At 71.3% G+C, this 24,013-nt stretch carries 21 protein-coding genes; 8 read left to right on the top strand and 13 right to left on the bottom strand.

From position 1 onward, the window contains the following. Positions 1-39: 39 nt before the first annotated feature. From BS80_RS33735 to BS80_RS33715, 5 genes are all read right to left on the bottom strand, one after another. Complete coding sequence (locus tag BS80_RS33735) at positions 40-1,299, bottom strand: ATP-grasp domain-containing protein (RefSeq protein ID WP_035805221.1); 1,260 nt, start codon at positions 1,297-1,299, stop codon at positions 40-42. A gap of 56 nt (positions 1,300-1,355) precedes the next feature. Then, a complete protein-coding gene (locus BS80_RS33730; RefSeq protein ID WP_232246750.1) occupies positions 1,356-2,594 on the bottom strand; it encodes an aminotransferase-like domain-containing protein in 1,239 nt (412 codons plus the stop codon). 91 nt (positions 2,595-2,685) lie between these two features. Then, positions 2,686-3,012, bottom strand: coding sequence for a YciI family protein (locus BS80_RS33725; RefSeq protein WP_035805219.1), 327 nt, complete (start codon positions 3,010-3,012; stop codon positions 2,686-2,688). A 35-nt stretch (positions 3,013-3,047) separates the two neighbouring features. Next, positions 3,048-3,794: an SDR family NAD(P)-dependent oxidoreductase gene (locus BS80_RS33720; protein ID WP_035805217.1), complete on the bottom strand. Its 747-nt coding sequence runs from the start codon at positions 3,792-3,794 to the stop codon at positions 3,048-3,050. A gap of 406 nt (positions 3,795-4,200) precedes the next feature. Next, on the bottom strand, positions 4,201-5,412 hold the full coding sequence (locus BS80_RS33715; RefSeq protein ID WP_198045688.1) for an IS4 family transposase: 1,212 nt from the start codon (positions 5,410-5,412) through the stop codon (positions 4,201-4,203). Between the two features lie 743 nt (positions 5,413-6,155). Between BS80_RS33715 and BS80_RS33710 the strand changes: the two genes are divergently transcribed. Together BS80_RS33710 and BS80_RS33705 are read left to right on the top strand one after the other, a co-directional pair. Next, on the top strand, positions 6,156-7,430 hold the full coding sequence (locus tag BS80_RS33710; protein ID WP_051967559.1) for an MFS transporter: 1,275 nt from the start codon (positions 6,156-6,158) through the stop codon (positions 7,428-7,430). A gap of 104 nt (positions 7,431-7,534) precedes the next feature. Then, complete coding sequence (locus BS80_RS33705; RefSeq protein ID WP_051967558.1) at positions 7,535-8,815, top strand: ATP-grasp domain-containing protein; 1,281 nt, start codon at positions 7,535-7,537, stop codon at positions 8,813-8,815. 82 nt (positions 8,816-8,897) lie between these two features. On the opposite strand, the gene BS80_RS41350 is transcribed toward BS80_RS33705, so the two are convergent. The 5 genes from BS80_RS41350 to BS80_RS33680 form a co-directional block, all read right to left on the bottom strand. Continuing rightward, positions 8,898-9,803: a chitinase gene (locus tag BS80_RS41350; protein WP_051967557.1), complete on the bottom strand. Its 906-nt coding sequence runs from the start codon at positions 9,801-9,803 to the stop codon at positions 8,898-8,900. Beyond that, the gene (locus BS80_RS41345; RefSeq protein ID WP_051967556.1) at positions 9,800-10,486 is read right to left on the bottom strand and encodes a carbohydrate binding domain-containing protein; all 687 of its coding nucleotides are present in this window, start codon (positions 10,484-10,486) and stop codon (positions 9,800-9,802) included. The genes BS80_RS41350 and BS80_RS41345 overlap by 4 nt, the downstream gene beginning before the upstream one ends. Before the next feature lie 159 nt (positions 10,487-10,645). Then, positions 10,646-11,248: a GNAT family N-acetyltransferase gene (locus BS80_RS33690; protein ID WP_035805216.1), complete on the bottom strand. Its 603-nt coding sequence runs from the start codon at positions 11,246-11,248 to the stop codon at positions 10,646-10,648. A gap of 65 nt (positions 11,249-11,313) precedes the next feature. After that, entirely contained in the window at positions 11,314-11,988 is a 675-nt protein-coding gene (locus tag BS80_RS33685) for a nitroreductase family protein (RefSeq protein WP_035806691.1), read from the bottom strand. Between the two features lie 137 nt (positions 11,989-12,125). Next, complete coding sequence (locus BS80_RS33680) at positions 12,126-13,763, bottom strand: ABC-F family ATP-binding cassette domain-containing protein (RefSeq protein WP_035805215.1); 1,638 nt, start codon at positions 13,761-13,763, stop codon at positions 12,126-12,128. A 344-nt stretch (positions 13,764-14,107) separates the two neighbouring features. Here BS80_RS33680 and BS80_RS33675 point away from each other — a divergent pair, with 344 nt between their 5' ends. After that, the gene (locus BS80_RS33675) at positions 14,108-15,721 is read left to right on the top strand and encodes an ABC-F family ATP-binding cassette domain-containing protein (RefSeq protein WP_035805214.1); all 1,614 of its coding nucleotides are present in this window, start codon (positions 14,108-14,110) and stop codon (positions 15,719-15,721) included. A 61-nt stretch (positions 15,722-15,782) separates the two neighbouring features. Here the strand turns inward: BS80_RS33675 and BS80_RS33670 are convergent, their stop codons facing one another. Together BS80_RS33670 and BS80_RS33665 are read right to left on the bottom strand one after the other, a co-directional pair. Next, on the bottom strand, positions 15,783-17,120 hold the full coding sequence (locus BS80_RS33670) for a hypothetical protein (RefSeq protein WP_035805212.1): 1,338 nt from the start codon (positions 17,118-17,120) through the stop codon (positions 15,783-15,785). 57 nt (positions 17,121-17,177) lie between these two features. Continuing rightward, positions 17,178-17,708 (bottom strand): SigE family RNA polymerase sigma factor, encoded by a 531-nt coding sequence (locus BS80_RS33665; RefSeq protein WP_051967555.1) that lies wholly within the window; start codon positions 17,706-17,708, stop codon positions 17,178-17,180. 110 nt (positions 17,709-17,818) lie between these two features. Between BS80_RS33665 and BS80_RS33660 the strand changes: the two genes are divergently transcribed. After that, positions 17,819-18,046 carry a hypothetical protein gene (locus tag BS80_RS33660; protein WP_035805211.1) on the top strand — a complete coding sequence of 76 codons (228 nt, stop codon included), beginning with the start codon at positions 17,819-17,821 and terminating at the stop codon, positions 18,044-18,046. After that, entirely contained in the window at positions 18,046-18,417 is a 372-nt protein-coding gene (locus tag BS80_RS33655) for a hypothetical protein (protein WP_035805209.1), read from the top strand. Before BS80_RS33660 ends, BS80_RS33655 begins: the two co-directional genes overlap by 1 nt. A 15-nt stretch (positions 18,418-18,432) precedes the next feature. On the opposite strand, the gene BS80_RS33650 is transcribed toward BS80_RS33655, so the two are convergent. Next, on the bottom strand, positions 18,433-19,086 hold the full coding sequence (locus BS80_RS33650) for a Pr6Pr family membrane protein (protein ID WP_035805207.1): 654 nt from the start codon (positions 19,084-19,086) through the stop codon (positions 18,433-18,435). A 290-nt stretch (positions 19,087-19,376) separates the two neighbouring features. On the opposite strand from BS80_RS33650, the gene BS80_RS33645 reads away from it, so the two are divergent. From BS80_RS33645 to BS80_RS33635, 3 genes are read left to right on the top strand one after another with little or no spacing between them, the layout of a single operon-like run. Further along, positions 19,377-20,522, top strand: coding sequence for a CaiB/BaiF CoA transferase family protein (locus tag BS80_RS33645; protein ID WP_269676423.1), 1,146 nt, complete (start codon positions 19,377-19,379; stop codon positions 20,520-20,522). Then, the gene (locus tag BS80_RS33640) at positions 20,519-21,733 is read left to right on the top strand and encodes an acetyl-CoA C-acetyltransferase (protein WP_035805205.1); all 1,215 of its coding nucleotides are present in this window, start codon (positions 20,519-20,521) and stop codon (positions 21,731-21,733) included. The genes BS80_RS33645 and BS80_RS33640 overlap by 4 nt, the downstream gene beginning before the upstream one ends. Positions 21,734-21,769: 36 nt before the next feature. Then, positions 21,770-23,938: a 3-hydroxyacyl-CoA dehydrogenase NAD-binding domain-containing protein gene (locus BS80_RS33635; RefSeq protein WP_035805197.1), complete on the top strand. Its 2,169-nt coding sequence runs from the start codon at positions 21,770-21,772 to the stop codon at positions 23,936-23,938. The last annotated feature ends 75 nt before the right edge of the window (positions 23,939-24,013 follow it).

Raw genomic sequence — 24,013 nt, 5'->3', positions numbered from 1 at the left:
GTGTTCCTCCGGGAAGATGACGAATGTTCAGGGGAGTGACTAGGCGAGCCGGTAGACCGAGTCCTTCAGCAGGCGGATCTTTTCGTAGTCGGCGTCGACCGCTGCCTCGTCCGAGGAGGTCAGGAACACCTTCATCGAGCTCGTCATCAGGTCGACGGTGGGCCGGATCCGAACGCCGGGCGCCCACTTGACGGTGACCTGGGCGACGCTGCCGAGTCCCTTGATCTCCTCGACGACGCTCTGGTCGACCGAGCCGACCGTCCCGTCGAGCTCGGTCGGCGTGTTGTAGACGACGGCGGACTGGAGCTTGCGGTAGACCCCGCCGCCGTACGTCGCGCGGAACTCCTCGGCGTGGACGTACGCCTGGACGGAGAGCGCGGCCTGGTTGTGGCCCAGGCACTGGTCGTGGAAGGCGGAGTTCAGGTTGCCGTTGAGCCGGGTGGCGATCTCCACCAGGGTCGGGCCGGCCTCCGTCATGATCACCTCGGCGTGCGCCGGGCCCCACCGCACGTCGAGGGCGGCCAGCACCTCGCCGACGTAGGCGATCAGCGCCGGCACCGGGTCCGCGTCCGGGGCGACCAGCACGTCCCGGTTGTAGATGTTCTGGCCGGACGGGAGCAGCGCCTTCTCGTACTGCCACACGCCGCAGGCGTAGTGCCGGCCGTCGCTGCTGACGGTGTCGACGATGTACTCGGTGCCCTTGAGGTAGGACTGCGCCAGGACCTCGGTGTTGGAGCTGCCGAAGATGTCCTGCGAGGCGAGGATCCGCTCGGCGGCGGTGCGCACCTCGTCGGCACCGGCGCAGATGTAGACGCCGTCCGATCCCGCCGAGCTCAGCGGCTTGACCACGACCGGGTAGCTGCCGTGCTCCTCGGCCCAGGCGACCAGGGCCGCCGGGTCCGCGCTCTTGAACTGGTCGGCGCACCGCACCCCGGCCGCCCGCAGCGCCTCGATCATGTCGTACTTGTCGCGGCGCGCGGACGAGAGCGCGGTGCCGTTGGACGCGACGCCCAGCGCCTCGCTGAGCGAGTCCGCCAGCTGGACGGCGGACTCCTGCCCCGGGACGACGCAGACCGGGGCGTACGGACGCAGCAGTGCGACCAGCGCGTCCACACCGGAGGCGACGATGTTCTCCGCGTACTCCGCGAGGTTCGGCGGCGCCATGGTGGGGATGAGCTCCGGCGTGCTCTGCACGTGGATCACGCGGGCGCCGGCGGCCGTGAAGGCCGCCGGGTAGAAGTTCCCGGCGGAATATCCGTCGACCACGACGGCGATCGGCTTGTCACTGGTGCGGCTCATGCTCGACCTTCTGGTGCGAGGGCTTACGGGGGTGTCGGTTCCGAACGGACGGGAGGTCAGTCGCGCGGGGTCGCGGCGATGTAGCGGGCCAGTCGCGTGACGCCCTCACGGATGGCCTCGGGGGCGAGGTTGGTGAAGCCCAGCCGGATCTCCCGGTCGCCGCCGCCGCCGATGTGGAACATGCTCATCGGCGCCCAGCTGACGCCGAAGTCGCGCGCGGAGACCTCCATGCCCGCCAGGTCGGCGACGAATCCCACCTGCAGCGTGACGAAGAAGCCGCCGCGCGGGCTGTTCCAGCTCACGCCGTGCTCGGCGTGCCGCTCGGCCGGGAAGGTCTCGGCGAGCGCGGCCAGCAGCACGTCCAGCCGCTCCAGGTAGACGGCGGCCAACTGCCGTGTGGCGGAACGCAGATCGTAGTCGTTGTCGACGAGGAAGCCGCCGATCACCGCCTGCGAGAGCGAGGAGGAGCCGACGCTGTACATGGCCTTGGCCTTCGACAGGGTCTGGGCCAGCGTGCGGGTCGTGCCGGTGGAGTCGGTGACCGGCTGGTCGGCCACCAGGTAGCCCAGCCGGGCGCCGGGGAACGCCGACTTGGCGAACGAGCCGAGGTAGGCCACCCGCCGCTCGGTGTCCAGCGACTTGAGGGTGGGCATCGTCTCGCCGTCCCGTGCGAACAGGCCGTACGGGTTGTCCTCCAGGATGATGAAGTCCTCCTCGGCCGCCACCTCCAGCAGCCGCCGGCGGGCCTCCAGGGGGAGGACCGTGCCGCCCGGGTTGGAGAAGTCCGGGTTCACGTACAGCGCGACGGCGCGCTTGCCCTCGGCGCGCAGGGCGCGGGCCGCGGCGGCGACCTCCTCCGGGTCCAGGCCGTCGGGGCCCTCGGTGATCCCCTGGATCGGGATGTCGAGCATCCGGGCCGCGCCGCGGATGCCGACGTAGGCCGGCGAGACCGACAGCAGCACGTCGTCGGGGGAGGCGAACAGGCCGCGCAGGGCGACCAGGGCCGCCTCCTGGAAGCCGTGGGTGATCATGATCGCCTCGGCCGGGACGTCGATGTCCTCGTCCTGCTTCAGCATCCGGGCCACTTCGTCCTGGATGAAGCCGTTGACCGGGCCGTACTGGAAGACGGTCCGGGTGATCCGCTGCTCGGGTATTCCGCGGTCGCGCAGGTGCTTGATGTAGCGGTCGAGGTGCAGCGGAAGGTCCGCGAGGTCGTAGTTCCCGTCGTAGGGCGCCCCCGAGGAGAAGGAGAGCGCGTCCGGGAACCGCATCGCGGTCTCACTGAGGATTCGCATGGAATCCATTTCCGGGTCGACGATCCCGGCGTGCAGGGAATCAAGGTCGAACGAGACTCCGGCATGGGTTCCGGTGGTCGTCGATGTCATTTCAGTGGGACCCTTCAGCTTCGGAGTTCTGTGCCGCGCCGGCCAGTGCCTTGATCCAGCTGCCCTTGCCCGGCGTCCATTCCAGAACGCGGGTGCGGGAGACCAGTCCGGCCTTCACGTAGGGCTCGTCGTCCAGCAGTTTCTGGAGTTCATCGCGGTCCGCCACCTCGTAGACCAGCAGCCCGGAGTTCTCGCCCACCAGGGGGCCGGCCAGCAGGACGATGCCCTGGTCGGCGAGGCTGTAGAGGTTCTCGGCGTGCGCCGGGTGAGTCTCCTGGCGTCCGTCCCGATCGACGTTGTACTCGAATTCGACGACAAACTTCGTCACACCAAGCTCCTTCGGAATCGTAAGAGGGCTGCCGGTCACATGTAGAGGCCGCCGTTGATGTCGATCACGGAACCGGTGGAGTAGCCGGCGCTCTCCGAGCAGAGGTGCAGGACGCTGCCCGCGGCCTCGGCCACCGTGCCCATGCGCCCCATCGGCTGCTTGGCGCGGACGGCCTTCTTGGACTCCTCGTCGCGGCGCTCCCAGGCGGCCGCGACCCGGGCCGTCGCGATCTGCCCGTGGGCGACCACGTTGACCACGACGCCGGTGGGGGCGAGCTCGTAGGCCATCTGCTTCGTCATGCCGATGACGGCGGCCTTGGCGCCGACGTAGGCGGCATTGTTGAAGTGGCTGTAGGTACGGCCGCCGGTGGAGGCGAAATTGACGATGCGTCCGTAACCGTTCTCCACCATCTTGGGTGCGCACACCTTGATGGCGATGAACGTGCTGACCACGTTCTCCAGGTAGGACTCGTTGAAGTGCTCGGTGGTCAGATCCCCGTAGCCGATGACCCGGGTGTCCCCGCCGACGCCGTTGACGAGGATGGCCGGCGCGTGCTGCTCGACCACGGCGGTGAGCAGTCGCTCCGCGGCCGGGATATCGGTGATGTCCCCGACGACCACCTCGACCTTGGTCCGCTGCGAGAGCTCGTCCGCGAGGCGGCGTACCGCCTCCTCGTCCCGGTCGAAGAGAACGAGCGTGTGGCCTTCCTCGGCGAGCCCGCGGGCCACCTCCTGAAGAATTCCACCGGCGGCACCGATGAGAAGTGCGCTACGTGCGGTCATCGCTGATATTCACCTGACCTGTCCTGTATTTTGACGGCCTGCGAGAAAAGGCGGTTCCGGTAACACGTGTGCAACGCCCGCACCACGTGCAGCCTCGTTAATGCCCGGCATGCAGTGGCGGGAGATTCAATTGGTTCTATTCAAGTCACCATCGTGATCTCCGGCTGGGGTCCCCACGGCCCTCTCCGTCACACTAAACATGATCAGATGCGGACAGTGATTGTCAAGCATCGTTTTCGCGGGGGAGACATGTCCACTATGGGTCGGATCGCACGTGTTGGAGACGGTTGGCGTCATATCAAATAGCGGCCTTGGTCGGTGTGCGGCGCGTCGCGCACAGAGCGGGGGGGTTGACCTTCGGCGAACCGCGGGCTAACGCGTTTCGAATGCGGCGGGCCCGGCAGTTTCATTCCGCGCGCCGTTCTGCGGATCTCGGAGGGGGGAGCCGCGCGGCGGTATCGGTGGAACGTCGCTCGCTTAGCCGAATAGTTGCGCCGAGCCGCTCCGGAATGGCGCCCGGATCGGCTGCGTCGGCGGTGAGCTCGCGGACGGCCTGGTAGGCGCAGAGCATCGCCCACACTTCCTGGGCGACCATTTCGGGGGTGTTCGACCGCAGGGTGGCGGCTCGGCCGCCGCGCTGCTCGATCCTGATGGTGCGGTGCAGCGCCTCGCCGGTCCAGCGGTGCGAGTACAGCTCCGCCAGCTCGTGGGCCGGCGCCGTCCTCGGGTCGAGCAGGGTGGTGATCAGGCGGAACGACTCGGACCGGGCCTCCCGGCAGTCCTCGCCGGTGCTGTCGACGGTGTACTCCACCACCCGCACGGTGCTGGTGTGCTCGCTCCCGTGCGCCTCGCCCAGCCGGGCGAGCCAACTGCCGTCGGGCAGGGTTCGCACGATCGGCAGGGGTAACGAGGGATCCGTCCTGAACAGCAGGTCGGCGCCGGTGTCCGCGGCTTGTCGCCACAGGTCGTGGGCGGTCAGGCTCTGGTCGGCCAGGATCAGCATGTCCGGTGCCAGGTGGTGCAGCAGTCGGTGGGCCAGGGCCGGTCGGCCGACGGCGGCCGAGTCGAAGACCGCGCCGATCAGGGCCCGGGTGCCGCACTCGACCAGGGCCAGTAATCGGACCTGCGGATACCGGCCCTGACCGGAGTCGGAGTCGGGCCGCGCGTAGGCGCGCGCGTTGGCCGCGCTGTCCGGCACGTCGAGGGTGGTGTCGTCCAGCGAGGCCAGCCGGCGTCCGCGCCAGAAGACGCCGGGGGTGGCGGCGGTGCCGACCGGGCCCGTGACGTGGGAGAACAGCAGTCGCAGCGGGGCGGCGCGGATCCGCGCCCGGGCCTTGGTGATCGAGGCGCTGTTGGCGGTACGCCAGTTCTCGCCCGCGCCGTCGGGCTGGTTGCGCACCATCTCGTGCAGGACCGTGCTGTAGCCGGAGCCGGTGAACAGCCACATCGCCAGGGTGAAGTAGACCACCTGCCGTGAGGGAAGCGAACGGGAGCGCTCCTCGCGGACTCCGGTCTCGTCGACCACGAAGTCGACTAACTCGGAGGGGAAGAGTCGATTCAGTGCCGCCAGGCGAACCCGTTCGGGGTGGCCCGGGATGATGATGTGAGGATGTGTCACAGATTCAGAGCCTACTCGAAGCATCGAGGGGCCGTTAAGGAAGTGACGGTGTTCGAACGGTCCAACTTCCGTGCGGGGCAAGCTGATCAAGAGTTTTTCGGTGCGTTCGACCAGCTGGACGCCGGGACGCCCGGCCGGTGACCTGCCGTCAGGCGTCCGTCAACATCGTCGTCCGGTCCACAAAGATGCTGGCCGGAACCCCGTCCGGGATGGCAGACTCGACCGGCGGCGGCCGCCGGGCCCGCCCGACGGCGTCGCTGCGAGGGCTCGGCAGGGCCGTACCCGGGGTGGCGGAGCGGGGTGGCGACAGGTGTGATCTACGCCACTCGGCTTTGGCCTGCAAGCCGTTGCCCAGGGGATATGGCACCACCTAAGCTCGATGCTCGGCGAATGAAGTTCGCAGCCTCTTGAAAAGCTGTGATGTTTGGCCAAGGCAAATACGGCACGCCAAACGGGATGGTATCGCTCACGTATTGCTTCAAGTCGAGACAGGCGGGAGGGGGCCCGATGTTCGCAGGTGGGGAACGCTGTCCGAGCTGTTGCCCGACTCCGGCTCCGGATCGGCGCCGTCGCGGCCCGTTCTCTGAATGACCGTCAGGCAACCTGCCGTTGAGCGGTGTTGACTGTCGCCCTGCATCATCCGGTACCGCGCGGGGGGGACCCCTCCGGGCTCCGGCCCCGTCCTAACGAAGCCGAGGCCTCATCACGGCGAGGTTTCGGCCCGACCAGTGGATGAACGGATCATGGAACCCACCTCCCCCTGGCGAATTCCCGATTTCCGGACGCTGTTTACCGCGGCGACCCTCAGCCAGTTCGGCACCAACGTCAGTTATGTCACCATTCCGCTGATTGCCGTTTCACAACTCCACGCGACGCCCGGACAGGTCGGAACACTTGCCGCACTGAGCACGGTCGCCTTCCTGCTCATCGGGTTACCCGCCGGCGCCTGGGTCGACCGGATGCGCCACCGTCGGGTGCTGATCGCCGCGGACCTCGCCCGGGCGCTGCTCTTCGCGACCGTTCCGCTGGCCTGGTGGCTGCACTCCCTGACGCTCGAACAGCTTTACGCCGTCGTGCTGTTGAACGGTTGTGCCACCGTTTTCTTCGATGTGGGCTCGCAGAGTGTGCTGCCCCAGCTGGTCGGCCGCGACAGCCTGGTCCAGGCGAACACCGCGGTGATGACGCTCATCGCCGCCAGCAACGTGGTCGGCCGCGGCGCCGGCGGTGGGCTGGTCCTGGTGTTGTCGGCCCCGATGGCCGTGGCCTGCGCGGCCCTGAGCTACCTGGGCTCGGGCCTGCGGCTCACCTCCATCCACCGGACCCCGGCGCCGCCCGCCCCCGCGCTGGCCGTCCGGTTCCGCACCCAGATCGGCGAGGGGCTGCGGCACGTCTTCGGTAACCGGGAGATGCGAGCGCTCGCGGTGACCGCAGCCCTCAGCAACCTCGGCAGCCAGATCGTCAACACCATGCTCCCGGTCGTGTTCGTCCGTGAACTCGGGCTCTCAGGTGGCGCGTTGGGACTGTTCTGGGCCGTCGGCGGAGCGGGCCTGCTGCTCGGCGCCCGCTGCTCGCGCTTTATCGCGGCGCGGCTCGGCTACGGACGCACCCTCGCGCTGGCCGGTATGACCCTCGCGCCGGCGGGCCTGCTGGTGCCGCTGATCGGCCACGGCCCGCTGCTGTTCCTCTCCGGGGCCGGCTGGCTGCTGGCCATGTTCAAGGTCGGCATGGACAACGTGCTCGGCGTCAGCCTGCGGCAGCGGATGACCCCGGACGCCCTCCTCGGCCGGATGAACGCCACCTTCCGGTTCCTGCTCACCGGAGCGCTCGCGGTCGGCGCGGCCCTCTCCGGTGTGATCGGCCAGCTGGCGAGTGTGCACACCGCGCTCTGGGTGGGCGGCGCCTTCCTCGCCACGGCCTTCCTGCCGGTCTTCCTCTCGCCGGTCCGCAGCCGGCGCGAGCTGCCCGAGCAGCTGCGGGAGACCCCCGCCGCCTCCGATCTTCCCAGCGGCGTTCGCTGACGACGTCCCGAGCCGGCGGCTCGGGGCTCACCGGTCACGACCGGGCTCATCTGTCACACCCACCCACATCGGCCCGTGTCGGCCCCATCACCGTAGGAGCACGCATGCCTGACCAGACTGCACCCAGCCTCCTCTTCGTCGGCGGTGCCGCGAACGCGACGCTGGCCGTCGATGTCGTCGCGACGGCCGTGGCGCAGGCCCGCAAGCGCGGTCTGCGGATCCATATGACCAACCAGGAGGAGACGTTCGCCGCGCTCCCCGCGACCACGGCGCTGGCCGACGCCGCCTCGGTGGTCGACTTCGAGAAGCGCGGCGAACACGCCGCCTGGGCCGGCGAACGCCTCGCGGCCGGTGAGAACTTCGACATCGTCTTCGGCGTGCGGGAGATGGCCCAGGAGGCGGTGGCCGAGGCCGCCGAGGCGTTCGGCCGTCCCGGCAACCCGCCGCACGTGGTCAACCGGGTGCGCAACAAGGACGCCGCCCGGGCCGCTCTCAGCGCGGCGGGCTTCCTCCAGCCGGCCTGCCAGGTGTTCGCCGACGCCGCCTCGGCGCTGGAGTTCCTGAAGAACTCCACCGGTCCCTGGGTGGTCAAGCCCCGTGACGCCATGGGCAGCGAGGGTGTCACCAGACTCGACGAGCCCGCCCAGCTGGAAGCGGCGCTGAAGCTGATGCCGCACCAGGGCGCGTTCATCGTGGAGGAGTTCGTCGAGGGGCCCGAGTACAGCGTCGAGGGCGTCTTCATCGGCGGCGCCCCGCACATGCTCGCGGTCACCAGCAAGGAACTGCTGCCGCCGCCGCACTTCTTCGAGGTCGAGTACCTCATCCCGGCCCCGATGCCCGAGGAGACCGAACGGGAGATCGTCGAGCAGGTCACGGCGGCGCTGCACGCCCTGGAGGTGCGCTTCGGGCAGTTCCACGTCGAGCTCTGGGTGACCGAACGCGGCGTCGTGATGGGCGAGGTCCACGTGCGCAACGCGGGCGGCTGGATCCACCGGATGCTGGCGCACGTCATCCCGGGCCTGGAGTGGTTCGGGCTGGTCTTCGACGATGTGCTCGGTCTGCCGATCGACAAGGCGGCGCTGGTCCCGAGCCGCGGCGCGGCCATCCGCTTCCTGACGCCGACGCCCGGGCGGCTGCTGGCGATCGAGGGCTGGGAGGAGGTGCTGGCCCACCCGGCGGTGCTGTACGCCGAGCTCGCGGTGGCCGTCGGCGACGTCATCCACCCGTACGAGTCGGTCGAGCACCGGGTGGCGACCATCGCGGTCGGCGCCGACACGGCGATCGAGGCCCGGGACCTGCTGGACAAGCTGGAGGCGTCCGTCCGATTCGTGACCGAGCCGGTCGAGCCGGCCGCCGTCTCGGCGGGAGTCGCGGAGCACGCCTGACGTCGGCGCAGCCGGACGCGCCGGTCGGCCGGACTCGCGAGGTGGGGTCCGGCCGACCGGCGCGGGCGGTGGCGGTGGTGGCTCAGCCGGTGTACTGCGCGAAGATCTTCGCGTAGTCGAACGGCGCCTGCGTCACGTTGGTGCACTTGTAGATCGCGCCCGTGCAGGCGGCGGCGTCCCGGCCGATCTCCCAGAAGGCCAGCTCGCCGAGGTGGTGCTGCTGGGCGAAGGTGACCACCTGCTGGGCGTCCGCCAGGGTGAAGACCTGCTGGTCGTCGTTCTCGCCGATCATCGGGGTGACCCCGACCGCCGCCCACAGCTGGGCGTCGGTCTTGGCCGGGTAGAGCGCCTTGAGCTGGTCGTGGGTGCTCTGCGCGGCCTGCACGGCGTCGGTGCCGTAGTCGGTGCCCGGGCGGCCGTAGTCCATCGCCATCACGTTGACCAGGTCGAGGTTGACGCCCGCGGTGATCGCCGACTGGACCACGGCCAGACCGTCGGAGGTCAGGCCCTCCGGCAGGACGGGCAGGGTGAGCGAGACCTTCAGGCCCGGGTGGGCCTGCTGGAGCTTGGCCAGGGCGGCCGAGCGGCGGTTGTTGGAGGCGGTGTCGTCGACGGCCGCGCCCTCGATGTCGAAGTCGACGTACTTCAGGTTGTAGGCGGTGACCACCGCGTCGTACTCGGCGAAGAGCGAGTCCACCGTGCCGCAGGCGGCGGCCAGTTCGGTGCCGGAGGCGCCGCCGAAGGAGACCTTGACGTCGCCGCCGGCCGCCCGGATCGCGTCGATCTGGTCCTTCGCCCAGGCGCTGCGCGGGTCGTAGGCGTTGAACCAACTGGCCTTGCAGCCAACGCTGGTGACGAAGGCCAGAGTGAACGACTTGAGGTTGCCGCCGGTGGCGTCGGCCGTCAGCGACGGGGTGGGCCAGGCGCCCATGTCGACGTACGGCGCGACCGGGACGGCCACGTTCGGCGGGGTGACGGGGGGCGTCACGGGCGGGGTGGTCGGCGGGGTGACCGGGGGCGTGGTCGGGGAGTGACGGGCGGCGTGGTCGGGGGAGTGACGGGCGGCGTGACCGGGGGAGTGGTCGGCGGGGTGACGGGCGGCGTGGTGACGGGCGGCGGGGTCGGCGTGCCGCCGGGGCCGGTCAGGGTCACGTCGTCGGCCAGGTAGGAGCCCTGCCCGTACCAGCCGTGCAGGTAGACCGTCACGCTGGTGGTGCCCGGCCCGGTGGTGAAGCTGCCGCTGAGCGCGTTCCAGCCGGTGCCGCCGGGGCTCCAGATCGCCGGGTCGGTCACGCCGTTCCCGGTGGCGCCCAGGTAGACGTAGTTCCCCTGCACCCAGGCGCTGAGCGCGTACGTGGTGTTGGGCTGCACGGCGACGCTCTGGGAGCACTGCGCGGTGCCGGAGGCGGTCACCGCGCCCTGCAGCGCGTAACTCCCGGAGTGCGCACCGCCGCTGACCACCGATCCGCTGACCACCGATCCACTGCCCGCCGAGCAGCTCCACGGCCCGAGGCCGCTCTCGAATCCGGGGTCGGCCAGCAGATTGCCGTCCGCCGCACTGGCGTTGACCGCCAGCGCGGTGAGCGTGCCGGTGGCCAGCAGGGCGGCGCAGCCCAGCGAGAGGAGCTTGGCCCGGCCCGGAGCGGCCTGGCGGTGGAGCGCGCGTGGCATGGGGGTGCCTTTCGGGACGTGACGAGCCGCCGCCCCGCGCTGAGGTGGGGGAGCGCGGGGCGATGGGTGGTCCGGAACTGGTGACGCGGAACTGCGTACGCCAAAAATGGACTAGACCAACTGGGCACGTCAAGAAGTTCGTTGCGCTTTACGCCCGGCTTAAGGTTCTTCGACCGGAATCTCCTTGACCCAGATCAGCTTGCGGCCGGTCTCGGCCGGCGCGCTGATCGGATCCTGGCGCACCCGGTCGAGGCGGTAGCCGAGCTTGCGCGGGACGGTCGCGCTGGCCGCGTTCGCCTGGTCGCAGTGGATCTCGGTGCGGTGGATGCCGGGCAGCTCCAGCGCGGCGGCGGTGAGCGCCGCCGCCGCGTCGGTGGCGATCCCGCGGCCGGTGAACGCCAGGTCCACCCAGTAGCCGATCTCCAGCGCGCCCGGGCCGATCCGGCCGTGCAGGCCGAACGCGCCGAGCACGCTGCCCGGGGCCGCGTCCAGCCCGGCCAGGTAGAGGAAGTCGGTGCCGTCCTCCCAGGCCAGCCGGCCGACCTCGGTCATCTCCCCGGTGCGTTCCAGGGTCGGCGCCGACACCGCCCACGGCATCCACGGCCGCAGGTGCTCCAGGTTGCGGACCACCGCGGCGTTGAACGGGACGATGTCGTCCGCCGTGCGCCGGCGCAGCGAGACGCCGCCCGGCAGGGCGAGCCGCTCCGGGGGGCGTACGCCGGTGGGAAGGGGCGGGGCGGTCTGGTCGATGACGCGGTTCATGACAAGCATCATGGCACCCCGTCCGGCGCCCGGACCGAGCTGCCGACCGTGGGATTCGTCGAGTGTCACAGCCGGACCAGGACGGCGTCCAGCTCCTTGCGGTGCAGGTCGGGCACCCGGGCGTCGTCGGCCGGGTAGCCGACCGGGATGACGTACGAGGCCCGCTCCTCGGCCGGGCGCTCGCAGACCTCGTTGAGGAAGCGCATCGGGCTCGGCGTGTGGGTGAGGGTGGCCAGGCCCGCCTGGTGCAGGCTTGCCAGCAGCAGCCCGACGGCGATGCCCACCGACTCCTTGGTGTAGTACGGCCGCGGCGACTGCGGCCCCTTGTGCACCTCGAAGACCACGATCACCGCCGGCGCGTCCTCCAGGAACGGCTTGCGCCAGTCGGTGCCGATCGGGGCCAGCGCCGCGAGCCACTCCTCGGAGGCACGGTGGGCGTAGAACTCCCGCTCCTCCGCCTCGGCGGCCTCGCGCAGCGCGCGCTTGCGCGCGGGGTCGGTGATCACCACGAAGCGCCAGGGCTGGACGTGTGCCCCGCTCGGCGCGGTGGCGGCGGTCCGGACGGCCCAGTCGATCACCCCGTCCGGGATCGGGCGGGTCGAGTAGTCGCGGACGGTCCGGCGCTGGGCCATGACCTCGTGGAAGGACTTGCTGCGGGCCTCGGCCTCTTGGGCGGGCACCATCATCGGGCGGAGCGGGACGGTCGGGTAGTCCGTCGCGGCCGCTGTGCTGTCAACCATGGTCGACAGCACAGCACATGACCGCGCGGCAGGGGAAGGGGGTGGTTCAGACCACTGGTGCCCGGCCTGCCGGTCCCGGGGCTTCGGCGCGAGCTCCGGGCTCGGGCTTCGGCTCGGGCTCCGGCTCGGGCTTCGGCTCAGGCCTCGGTGACCTGCCCGCCGTCGACCGCGATCCGGCGGTTGACGGTGACCGCCTCCAGCATCCGCCGGTCGTGGGTGACCAGCAGCAGCGTCCCGGTGTAGCTCGTCAGCGCCGACTCCAGCTGCTCGATGGCGGCCAGGTCCAGGTGGTTCGTCGGCTCGTCCAGGACCAGCAGGTTCACCCCGCGCGCCTGGAGCAGCGCGAGCGCCGCCCGGGTCCGCTCGCCGGGCGAGAGGGTGGCGGCGGGCCGCAGCACGTGCGCCGCCTTCAGCCCGAACTTGGCCAGCAGGGTGCGCAGGTCGGCCGCGTTCAGCTCCGGCACGGCCGCGCCGAAGGCCTCCATCAGCGGCTCGCCGCCGAGGAACAGGCCGCGCGCCTGGTCCACCTCGCCGACCACCACGCCGGATCCCAACGAGGCCTGGCCGGAGTCGAGTTCGAGCCGCCCGAGCAGAGCGGCCAGCAGCGTGGACTTGCCCGAGCCGTTGGCGCCGGTGATGGCCACCCGGTCGGCCCAGTCGATCTGCAGGTCCACCGGGCCGAAGGCGAAGTCGCCGAGCCGCACGACGGCCTGCCGCAGCGTGGCGACCACCGAGCCGGAGCGCGGGGCGGCGGCGATCTCCATCCGCAGCTCCCACTCCTTGCGCGGCTCCTCCACCACGTCCAGGCGCTCGATCATGCGCTGGGTCTGCTTGGCCTTGGCGGCCTGCTTCTCGGAGGAGGAGAGGGCCGCGGCCTTGCGGTTCTTGTCGTTGTCCGGGCTCTTCTTGAGCGCGTTGCGCACGCCCTTGTCCGCCCAGCCCTTCTGCATCCGCGAGCGGGCCTCCAGGCCGGCCTTGGTGTCCGCGTACTCCTCGTACTCCTCGCGGGCGTGCATGCGGGCCCGCTCACGCTCGGCGAGGTAGGACTCGTAGCCGCCGCCGTAGAGCCGGACCTGCTGCTGGGCGAGGTCCAGCTCCAGCACCCGGGTCACCGTGCGGGCCAGGAACTCGCGGTCGTGGCTGATCACCACGGTGCCGGCCCGAAGCCCGGTGACGAAGGACTCCAGGCGGTCCAGGCCGTCCAGGTCCAGGTCGTTGGTGGGCTCGTCGAGCAGGAAGACGTCGTAGCGCGAGAGCAGCAGCGAGGCCAGGCCCGCGCGGGCGGCCTGGCCACCGGAGAGCGCGGTCATCGGCAGGTCCAGGCTCACCTTGAGGCCGAGCGAGTCGGCGACCTCCTCGGCCCGCTCCTCCAGGTCCGCGCCGCCGAGGTTGAGCCAGCGGTCCAGGCTGTCGGCGTACGCGTCGTCGGCGCCCGGACGGCCCTCCACCAGGCCCTCGGTCGCCTCGTCCAGGGCGGCCTGGGCGGCCTCCACACCGGTGCGGCGGGCCAGGAAGCCGCGGACCGACTCGCCCGGGCGGCGGTCCGGCTCCTGCGGCAGGTGGCCGATGGTGGCGGACGGCGGGCTGAGCGAGATCGAGCCGCCCTCGGGCAGGTCGAGGCCGGCCAGCAGGCGCAGCAGTGTCGACTTCCCCGCGCCGTTCACCCCGACCAGACCGGTTACCTCGCCGGGGGCGACGACCAGGTCAAGGCCGGTGAAGAGGGTGCGGTCGCCGTGGCCGGCGCTCAGATCCTTGGTTACGAGAGTGGCACTCATGATGCCTCGATCCTAGATGGCCCCCGGGCCGGAAAATACTTTGCGCGGTGTCCTGCGGGCTCCTACGGTGGTTCTTGTCGGTCCACCGGACCGTTGGTCTACCGGACCGTTGGTCCACCAGAACAGGAGAAGGCCGTTGCTCTACTGAGGTCATGAGACACCGCTCCCCGCGCTGAGTCCCCGCGCGGTGGTACTGGAGCGTGCTGTTCGACCTCGGTGTGACGCCTCTCGCCGGCACGGGCTCTCCCGTCGCACTTCCCCGTCGTCGCAGCCGCACGTCCTCCCGCGGTGTTCTCCCGTTGTTGCCCTCTCTCCCTTCCGAGCAACCACGCAGGAGGCCATCCATGGCACCGACCACCACGAGCTCCGTCCTCTGCACCGACCTGGGCTTCGAGTGGCCCGACGGCAAGCCCGTTCTGGACCGCTTCCACCTCGCGATCGGCCCCGGCCGCACCGGCCTGATCGGGCTCAACGGCGCCGGGAAGTCGACGCTGCTGCGCCTGCTCGCGGGCGAGCTGACGCCCGGCTCCGGCACCGTCCGGGTGGCCGGCCAGGTCGGCTACCTGCCGCAGGACATCGCGCTCGACACCACCCTGCGGGTCGACGAGGCGCTCGGGATCCGGGAGCGCCGCCACGCCCTGCACGCCATCGAGTCCGGTGACGCCGACGAACGGCACTTCACCGTCCTCGGCGACGACTGGGACGTCGAGGAACGGGCCCGCGCGACGCTGGACCGGCTCGGCCTCGATGCCCTGGAGCTCGACCGGACGACCGGCCAACTCTCCGGCGGCGAGGTGGTGTTGCTGCGGCTGGCGGCGCTGCTGCTGGAGCGCCCGGACGTCCTGCTGCTGGACGAGCCCACCAACAGCCTGGACCTGTCCGCCCGGGCCCGGCTGTACGAGGCCGTGCGCAGCTGGACCGGGGTGCTGGTGGTGGTCAGCCACGACCGCGAACTCCTCGCCCACGTCGACCAGATCGCCGACCTGCGGGACGGCGGCGTCACCTGGTACGGCGGCAACTACGCCGCCTACGAGCGGGTGTTGGCCGCCGAACAGGAGGCGGCCGAGCGGGCCGTGCGGAGCGCCGAGGCCGACGTCGAGCGCCAGAAGCGCGACCTGGCCGATGCCCGGATCAAGCTGGAGCGCAGCGCGCGCTACGGCAAGAAGAAGTCCGCGCAGCGCAACGACCCGAAGATCATGGCGGGCAAGTTCAAACGGCAGGCCGAGGAGACCGCCGGGCGGGTGCGCGGCATGCACACCGAACGCCTGGAGGACGCTCGTGAGCGGCTGACCGCCGCCGAGGAGGCGATGCGCGACGACGCGGAGATCCGCATCGACCTGCCGCGCACCGAAGTCCCGGCCGGGCGCACGGTGTTGGTGCTGGACCAGGTCCGTCCGGCGTACGGGCCGAGCGTCAAGCTCCAGGTGCGCGGGCCGGAGCGGATCGCGCTGATCGGGCGCAACGGGGCCGGCAAGTCCACCCTGCTGCGCACCATCGCCGGTGAACTCCCGCCACTGGAAGGCGAACTCACCACTCCGGTGGCCCTGCGCCACCTACCGCAGCGCCTCGACCTGCTGGACGACGCGCTGAGCGTGGCGTCGAACGTGAAGGCGTTCGCGCCCGCGCTCGGCGACAACCTGGTGCGGGCGCGGCTGGCCCGCTTCCTGTTCCGCGGCGGCCGGGCCGACCAGCCGGCCGGCACGCTCTCGGGCGGCGAGCGGTTCCGGGCCACCCTGGCGGCCCTGCTGCTGGCCGACCCGGCGCCGCAGCTGCTGCTGCTCGACGAGCCGACCAACAACCTCGACCTCGCGAGCACCCGCCAGCTCACCGAGGCCCTGGAGTCCTACCGGGGCGCGCTGATCGTGGCCAGCCACGACCTGCCGTTCCTGCGCGGCCTCGGCATCACCCGCTGGCTCAGCCTGGACGAGGACGGGCTGCACCCGGTGGATCCGCGGTAGAGCGTAGTAGAGCGTGGTCGCGGGCCTCCCCTCCCCTGTGCGGGAGGCCCGCGACCACGGCTCAGTTCTTGGCGCTCTCCCAGCTCGCGCTGGTGGCCAGCGCCTGGAGTTGGTCGAGCGTCAGGGTGGGCAGTGCCCGGGTCGGCGCGAGGGCCGGGGCCGTCGAGTTGAACGAGTCCGCGATGATCCGCAGGTGGTCCGGGCGCAGGATGTCCACGTGGTTGCGGACCAGGCCCTTCTCATCGCTGTAGTCCTTCTCGGTGGAGCGCATCACCAGGGTGCCGTCCGGCAGCGCGGTGGCGCCTCGGAAGCTGCTGGTGATGTCGGCGCCGCTGCTGACGCCCGGCTTGAAGACGCTCCAGTCCTGGACCGAGACCTCGGTCAGGCTCTTGCCGTGGCCGTCGTCCACCGTGAAGTGGGCGGTGAAGTCGGTGCCGCCGGTGTCCGACTCGGTCAGGCCGGCGGGCAGCAGCGGGCCCGCGGTGGCCAGGATCTTGTCGGTCGAGGGCCAGTTGAAGTTCAGCTTCATCGGGTCGCCGGAGAAGCCGCCCGAGGGCGGCACGTTCGGCGCGGGCAGGGTGGCCAGCACCGGGTCCCAGCGCGGGTCGGTGGCGAGCGCGGCGAGCTGCGCTGCCGTCAGCGGCGGATCCACCCGGGTGAGCTGGGAGTCGCTGATGGTCGCGGTGTTGTCCTCGATGAGGGTCAGCACGGTCCCGTCCGGGCGCAGCAGGACGGCGGACCACTGTTGGAAGCCGCCCTGGCGGTCGGGACGCCGGTAGCGCTGGAGGACGAGCAGCGTGGAGCCGTCCGCGCGCGTCGTGCGGCTGCACACGGTGTACGGCTCGGCGGTCTTGTCCGGGCACTGCATCCATTCCACGCTCATGTCGACGGGGGTGCTGCCGCGCCGGAAGGTGACCTCGACGAAGGCCTTCCCGTGGCCGTCGTCGACCGTGGCGGAGGCGTAGGCGCCGCGATCGGGGTGGGCCGGGTGGGGTTCGGTGCCCTGGCTCGCCGGCTGGCCGAGGGACCAGCTCGGCGGCAGCAGGGAGCTGAAGGTGGTCAGCAGCTGCGCGTCACTGACCGGTCCGGCAGGCGAGGCGGTGGTGGCGCCGGGCGTCGGGCTCGGGCTCGGGCCGGTGGTGACGGTCGCCGTGCTGGTCACGGTCGTCGCCGCGCGCGGCGTGAGCCAGGCGGTCGCGGCGCTGCCGCAGGCGACCAGCACGGCCAGCGTGGTGGCACCGGCGAGGGCGTTGCGCCGTCGCTTGCGGCGCTGTCCGCGCCGGGCGGCGCCCAGGGCCAGGGCCTCGGTGCCGCGCTCGGGGGACACGTCGGCCGCAGTGCGCAGGGCCAGGGCGAAGCTGTTCTCGAAGGAATCGTCCGAAGACTCGTCAATGGGCATGGCAGAGCACCGTTTCCTTGGTGGTTGCGGCTGTGCGGGCGCGCGTCGGGCCGCTGATCAGCGCGCGGTGTGCTCGGCGAGGCTGTCGCCGAGCAGCGCGCGCATCCGGGCCAGCGCGCGATGGCTGCGCGAGCGCACCGCGGTGCTGCTCAGCCGGAGGGCGGCCGCGGTCTCCTCGACGCTGCGGTCCTCCCAGAAGCGCAGCACCAGCACCGCGCGGTCCTGCGGCGAGACATCGGCCAGGGCCTGTAGGAGGGCCAGGCGCAGGGTGGGATCGGCGTCGTTGACGGCGATGTCGGGGAACTCGTAGGTGACCCGCTCGCTGTTGCTGCGCCGTCGCCGCCAGGACAGGAAGGTGTTGACCAGGACGGTCTGCGCGTAGCCGGCCGGGTTCTCCAGCCGGGAGAGCCGGCGCCAGCGGACGTACATCCGGCTCAGCGCCTCCTGCACGAGGTCCTCGGCGAGGTGCGTGTCGCCACCGGTCAGCAGGTACGCGGTCTTGAACAACTGGCCACCGCGCGCGGCGGCGAAGTCCAGGAAGTCCAACGGGCCCGGCGGCGCCGAATCGGTCGTCGAGGTGTGTTCCATGCCCCAGTAACGCCTTGAGCGGTCGGTGATGTTGCAGGTGGATTCGGAGGCTGTTCGAGTGCTGCCCGAGCAGCCTCCCGTAGGCGGTACCTGTCCGGTACCCTGGCGGCATGCCAGCTCTCAACATCGAGTACACGGAGACGGAACTGGCCGCGATCCGCGAGGCGGCGGCGGCCGACGGCAAGAGCGTCAAGGCCTATGTGCACGACCTCAGCGTGCGTGAGCAGCAGCGCCGGACGTTCGTGAACCACGCGGTGGCGTTCTGGAACGCGCACCTGGAGGAGTTCGACGCGGCCTTCCCGGAGGACACGCCCGCCGCGAAGCGCAGTGCGGCCTGATGATCCTGCACGTCGACATCCGCTGGCTCCTCGACGTCCAGGAGCAGGCCTCGCCGGAGGACCTCAGCGTCCGCGACTACTCGGCCCTCCAGGCCGCCGTCGCCCGGCACCGGGTGAACACCGCGCAGCTCGGCCATGACGCCGACCCGGCGTGGTGCGCGGCCGCGCTGATGCACACGATCGTGCTGCTGCGCCCGCTCCCGGTCCGCAACAACCTCTACGCCTGCATGGCGACGGCCGCGTACATGCACGCCGCCAAGGAGGGCATCGACCCGCCGTACGGCGCCCTGGTCGAGCTGGCCCGCGACGTCGCCGACACCAAGGCGGACGTCTTCGCGGCGGCCGACCGGATCCGCTCCTGGCGGATCTAGTGCGGCAGCTGATCCTCAGGCGGCTTCCGCGACCGGCCTCAGCCGCGCCCGGACGGCGGTGCCCAGCCGGTCCAGGCCGACCACGACCGAGGCGAGCACGACGAACTCGACGGTGAGCTGCGCGATCTGCAGCCACACCCAGCCGTAGCCGTGCTGGCTCGGGTCGAGGAAGAAGTACGGGTACTTGTTCGGGAAGTCGGGGAAGAGCGCGGCCCGCAGCTCGGTCACCAGGGCGTAGCCGAGCGGGAAGGAGAGCCAGAGCGGCAGGTCCTTCCAGCGCGAGGCGTTGCGCGGCCGCAGGACGATCCAGTCCAGGACCACCATCACCGGCGAGACGTAGTGCAGGAAGAACGACGACCAGTTCTGCAGCCGGTCCGGCCCCGAGACCAGTCCGGGCAGCGGGTTGGCGCCATGGTTGAGCAGGATGTGCGCGACCAGGCCGGTGATCAGGATGTACAGCGTCGCCGCGCCGCGCAGCCGGGGCGCGGGGGCGTCCACGGTGGCGCGCTTGGTCATCCAGTAGACCGCCGCGGCGAAGTAGCCGAGCACGATGACGTTGCTCTCGACCGTGAAGTACACCAGCGAGCCGGTGCCGGTGATCAGTCCGAGCCCGGAGGAGAGGACGATGGCGAGTCGCCACCAGAGGGCGGGGCGGGTCCAGACTGCCATGTGCTCACCAGTTCGTCGCGCGGGTCGTCCGGCGTACTCTACCCGCGGGTAGCCGGCGGTGGGAGTCGGCCGGGTGGCCTGACTCCCGAGGTGAAAGCGCTGGTCACGGCGTGTGTGTGGGCATGTGCGCCGCGTGCGGCAGGCGGCGGTGCGCCGAGCGCGCAGAGTGCCTCGGCGCTTCCCCGGGCCGGCCCGGACTGCCCGGTGGGCCACCCTTGTTACCGGCGGGTCACCGGCATACCATCCGAGTGTTACAGCTCCACTGTCACGCTCTGGAGGAGACGACTCAGGTGGTACCGCCGACCGGCCCGCTGGCCGGAGTGAGAGTGCTGGAGCTGGCCGGGATCGGGCCCGGACCGTTCGCGGCGATGGTGCTCGGCGATCTGGGCGCGGACGTCGTCCGGGTCGACCGGCCCGGCCCGTCCCCGCTCGCCGGGGACCCGGCGCTCGACCTCACCAACCGCAACAAGCGATCCGTCCTGGTCGACCTCAAGGCGCCGGACGGCCCGGAGCTGGTCCTCGCCCTGGCCGAGCGGGCCGACCTGCTGATCGAGGGATACCGGCCCGGTGTCGCCGAGCGGCTGGGCGTCGGCCCGGATGCCTGCCTGGCCCGCAATCCTGCGCTGGTCTACGGTCGGATGACCGGCTGGGGGCAGTACGGACCGCTGGCCGCCAGCGCCGGACACGACATCGACTACACCGCGCTGAGCGGGCTGCTCGGCATGGTCGGCCCGGCCGACGGGCCGCCGTCGATACCCGTCAACCTGCTGGGCGACTACGCGGGCGGTTCGCTCTACCTCGCCGTCGGCCTGCTCGCCGCACTCCAGCACGCCCGCTCCACCGGCGCCGGCCAGGTGGTGGACGCCGCGATCGTGGACGGCGCAGCCCACCTCGGCACGCTCTTCTGGGGCCTGCTGGCGCAGGGCAGTTGGCAGGACCGTCGGGGCGTCAACCTGCTGGACGGCGGCGCACCCTGCTACGCGGTCTACCAGGCCTCGGACGGCGGCCACCTGGCGGTCGGCGCGCTGGAGCCGCAGTTCTACGCGGAGTTCGTCCGACTGCTGGAGCTCGACGAGGACGCGCCCGGCCAGTACGAGACCGCCCGCTGGCCGGAGTTGCGGGCCCGGATCGCGCTGCGCTTCGCCAGCCGCAGCACGGCCGAGTGGACCGCCGTCTTCGAGGGCACCGACGCCTGCGTGACCCCCGTTCTGACGCTCCGTCAGGCAGCCGCCCACCCCCACCTGGTGGCCCGCGGCACCTATACCGAGGTGGACGGCGTCACCCAGCCCGCGCCCGCCCCGCGCTTCTCGGCCACCCCCGGCGTGCTGCGCCGCCCACCCGCACGCCCCGGCGCCGACACCGCCCAGGTGGCCCGCGACTGGGACCTGCCCGAACTCGACCGCACGACCAACTCCCCGGAGAGGCAGTCATCGTGAGCACCGAAGCGTACGTCTACGAGGCGATCCGCACGCCGCGCGGCCGCGGCAAGAACGGCTCGTTGCACGGCACCAAGCCGGTCGACCTGGTGGTCGGCCTGATCCACGAACTCCGCAGCCGCCTGCCCGAGTTGGACCCGTCCGCGATCGACGACATCGTGCTCGGCGTGGTCAGCCCGCTCGGCGACCAGGGCTCCGACATCGCCCGGATCGCCGCGGTCGCCGCCGGGCTGCCCGACACGGTGGCCGGCGTGCAGGAGAACCGGTTCTGCGCCTCCGGCCTGGAGTCGGTCAACCTGGCCGCCGCCAAGGTCCGTTCGGGCTGGGAGGACCTGGTGCTGGCCGGCGGCGTGGAGTCGATGTCCCGGGTCCCGATGGGCTCGGACGGCGGCGCCTGGGCGATGGACCCGATGACCAACTTCGAGGCAGGTTTCGTCCCGCAGGGCATCGGCGCCGACCTGATCGCCACCATCGAGGGCCTCACCCGCGCCGACGTGGACGCCTTCGCCGCCGAGTCGCAGGCGCGCGCCGCCAAGGCGCAGGCGGACGGCCTCTTCGACCGCTCGGTGGTCCCGGTCCGGGACCGCAACGGCCTGATCGTGCTGGACCGCGACGAGTACCTGCGCCCCGGCACCACGGCGGAGACCCTGGGCGGCCTCAAGCCGGCCTTCGCGGGGATCGGCGAGGCGGGCGGCTTCGACGCCGTCGCGCTGCAGAAGTACCACTGGGTGGAGCGCATCGACCACGTCCACACGGCCGGTAACTCCTCCGGCATCGTGGACGGCGCCGCACTGGTGGCGATCGGCTCGCGCGAGGTCGGCGAGCGGTTCGGCCTGCGTCCGCGCGCCCGGATCGTCTCGGCCGCGGTCTCCGGATCGGAGCCCACCATCATGCTCACCGGCCCGGCCCCCGCGACCCGCAAGGCGCTGGCCAAGGCGGGTCTGACCGCCGCCGACATCGACCTCGTCGAGATCAACGAGGCCTTCGCCTCGGTCGTCCTGCGCTTCATGCGCGAACTGGGCTTCCGGCACGACCAGGTGAACGTCAACGGCGGCGCGATCGCGCTCGGCCACCCGCTGGGCGCCACCGGCGCGATGATCCTGGGCACCCTGATCGACGAGCTGGAGCGCCGCGACCTGCGCTACGGACTGGTCACCCTGTGCGTCGGCGGCGGCATGGGCGTCGCCACCGTCGTCGAGCGCCTCGCCTGATCCGCCTCCCCTTTTTCTTCTCTGGAGAACTCTCTGATGACTGACACCATCATCCGCTGGGAGCAGGGCGAGGACGGCATCGTCACGCTGGTCCTGGACGACCCCACGCAGTCCGTCAACACCATGAACGAGGCCTTCACCGAGGCGTTCGACGCCGTGGTCGCGCGCCTTTCGGAGGCGCAGGGTCTGCGGGGTGTGATCATCACCTCCGGCAAGAAGACCTTCTTCGCCGGTGGCGACCTGCGCCTGCTCTCCTCGGCCGGTCCCGACCAGGCCGAGCAGGTCTTCGAGTCCTCGCTGCGGATCAAGCGCGCGCTGCGCACCCTGGAGACGCTCGGCCTGCCGGTGGTCGCGGCGATCAACGGCAGCGCGCTCGGCGGCGGCCTCGAACTGGCCCTCGCCTGCCACCACCGGATCGCACTGACCGCCCCGGGCAGCAAGATCGGCCTGCCGGAGGTGACGCTGGGCCTGCTGCCGGGCGGCGGTGGCGTCGTTCGTACGGTGCGGATGCTCGGGCTGGCGGACGCGCTGCTCAAGGTGCTGCTGACCGGTCGGCAGTACCGTCCGGCGGCCGCGCTGGAGGTCGGCCTGGTGCACGAACTGGCCTCCACGCAGGAGGAGTTGCTGGCGAAGGCGAAGGCCTGGATCGAGGCCAACGAGACCGCCCAGCAGCCCTGGGACGTCAAGGGCTACAAGATCCCCGGCGGGACCCCGGCCACCCCGGCACTGGCCGCCAACCTGCCCGCGTTCCCCGCCAACCTGCGCAAGCAGCTGGCCGGCGCGCCCTACCCCGCCCCGCGCAACGTGCTGGCGGCGGCGGTCGAGAGCTCCCAGGTCGACGTGGACAGCGCGATGGTGATCGAGGCGCGCTACTTCACCGAGCTGGTCTGCGGGCAGACCGCCAAGAACATGATCCAGGGCCTCTTCTTCGACACCCAGGCCGTCAACGCCGGTGCGGGGCGCCCGTCCGGGGTCGAGAAGCACACGGTGCGCCGGGTCGCGGTGCTCGGCGCCGGGATGATGGGCGCGGGCATCGCGTACTCGTGCGCCAAGGCGGGCATCGAGGTCGTCCTCAAGGACGTCACCCTGGACGCCGCCGAGCGCGGAAAGGCCTACTCGGCCGGGCTGTTGGACAAGGCGGTGGCGCGCGGGCGGAGCACCGCCGAGCAGCGTGCCGAGCTGCTGGCGCGGATCACCCCGACCGCTGATCCCGCGGCGCTGGCCGGCTGCGACGCGGTGATCGAGGCCGTCTTCGAGGACGTCGCGCTCAAGCACAAGGTCTTCCAGGAGGTGGAGGGGGTGCTGGGCGCAGACGCGCTGCTCTGCTCCAACACCTCCACGCTGCCGATCAGCCTGCTGGCGGAGGGAGTTGAGCGGTCCGCCGACTTCATCGGGCTGCACTTCTTCTCGCCCGTCGACAAGATGCCGCTGGTGGAGATCATCAAGGGCGAGCGGACCGGGGACGAGGCGGTGGCGCGCGCCTTCGACCTGGTCCGGCAGATCGGCAAGACCCCGATCGTGGTCAACGACTCGCGCGGCTTCTTCACCTCGCGGGTGATCGGCCAGTTCATCAACGAGGGCATCGCGATGGTCGGCGAGGGCGTCGAGCCGGCCAGCATCGAGCAGGCCGCCGCCCAGGCGGGCTACCCCGCGAAGGTGCTCTCGCTGCTGGACGAACTGACGCTGACCCTCCCGCGCCGGATCCGCGGCGAGGCCCGCCGGGCCGCCGAGGAGGCGGGCGAGACGTGGGTCGAGCACCCGGCCGATGTGGTGATGGACCGGATGGTCGAGGAGTTCGGCCGCCCGGGCCGCAGCGGCGGCGCGGGCTTCTACGACTACGACGCGGACGGGCGCCGCCTGCGGCTGTGGCCGGGCCTGCGCGAGCACTTCGGGCGCGACGGCGGCGTGGACGTCCCGTTCGAGGACCTGAAGGAGCGGATGCTCTTCGCGGAGGCACTCGACTCGGTGCGCTGCCTGGAGGAGGGCGTCCTGACGTCGGTGGCTGACGCCAACGTCGGCTCGATCCTCGGCATCGGCTTCCCGGCGTGGACGGGCGGGGTGCTCCAGTACATCAACGGGTACGAGGGGGGCGTCGCCGGATTCCTCGCGCGGGCCCGGGAGTTGGCCGCCGCCTACGGCGAGCGCTTCAAGCCGCCGGCACTGCTGGAGCGCGTGGCGGCGGAGGGCGGCACGTTCAAGGACTGATCTCGTCCAGCTGAGCGGCTGCCCTGCCCCCTCCGGTCAGGGCAGCCGCTTCCCTGCGACCACGGACTTCCCACG

This window comes from Kitasatospora mediocidica KCTC 9733, from assembly GCF_000744225.1.
GTDB classification, from domain to species: Bacteria; Actinomycetota; Actinomycetes; order Streptomycetales; family Streptomycetaceae; genus Kitasatospora; species Kitasatospora mediocidica.
This window is presented reverse-complemented; position numbering and strand designations above follow the sequence as displayed.

Excerpts from the sequence above, each read along its gene's own strand:
- BS80_RS33735 (WP_035805221.1), bottom strand. The coding sequence starts at position 1,299 with ATGAGCCGCACCAGTGACAAGCCGATCGCCGTCGTGGTCGACGGATAT.
- BS80_RS33730 (WP_232246750.1), bottom strand. The coding sequence starts at position 2,594 with ATGCGAATCCTCAGTGAGACCGCGATGCGGTTCCCGGACGCGCTCTCC.
- BS80_RS33720 (WP_035805217.1), bottom strand. The coding sequence starts at position 3,794 with ATGACCGCACGTAGCGCACTTCTCATCGGTGCCGCCGGTGGAATTCTT.
- BS80_RS33710 (WP_051967559.1), top strand. The coding sequence starts at position 6,156 with ATGGAACCCACCTCCCCCTGGCGAATTCCCGATTTCCGGACGCTGTTT.
- BS80_RS33705 (WP_051967558.1), top strand. The coding sequence starts at position 7,535 with ATGCCTGACCAGACTGCACCCAGCCTCCTCTTCGTCGGCGGTGCCGCG.
- BS80_RS41345 (WP_051967556.1), bottom strand. The coding sequence starts at position 10,486 with ATGCCACGCGCGCTCCACCGCCAGGCCGCTCCGGGCCGGGCCAAGCTC.
- BS80_RS33690 (WP_035805216.1), bottom strand. The coding sequence starts at position 11,248 with ATGAACCGCGTCATCGACCAGACCGCCCCGCCCCTTCCCACCGGCGTA.
- BS80_RS33685 (WP_035806691.1), bottom strand. The coding sequence starts at position 11,988 with ATGGTTGACAGCACAGCGGCCGCGACGGACTACCCGACCGTCCCGCTC.
- BS80_RS33680 (WP_035805215.1), bottom strand. The coding sequence starts at position 13,763 with ATGAGTGCCACTCTCGTAACCAAGGATCTGAGCGCCGGCCACGGCGAC.
- BS80_RS33675 (WP_035805214.1), top strand. The coding sequence starts at position 14,108 with ATGGCACCGACCACCACGAGCTCCGTCCTCTGCACCGACCTGGGCTTC.
- BS80_RS33670 (WP_035805212.1), bottom strand. The coding sequence starts at position 17,120 with ATGCCCATTGACGAGTCTTCGGACGATTCCTTCGAGAACAGCTTCGCC.
- BS80_RS33665 (WP_051967555.1), bottom strand. The coding sequence starts at position 17,708 with ATGGAACACACCTCGACGACCGATTCGGCGCCGCCGGGCCCGTTGGAC.
- BS80_RS33660 (WP_035805211.1), top strand. The coding sequence starts at position 17,819 with ATGCCAGCTCTCAACATCGAGTACACGGAGACGGAACTGGCCGCGATC.
- BS80_RS33655 (WP_035805209.1), top strand. The coding sequence starts at position 18,046 with ATGATCCTGCACGTCGACATCCGCTGGCTCCTCGACGTCCAGGAGCAG.
- BS80_RS33650 (WP_035805207.1), bottom strand. The coding sequence starts at position 19,086 with ATGGCAGTCTGGACCCGCCCCGCCCTCTGGTGGCGACTCGCCATCGTC.
- BS80_RS33635 (WP_035805197.1), top strand. The coding sequence starts at position 21,770 with ATGACTGACACCATCATCCGCTGGGAGCAGGGCGAGGACGGCATCGTC.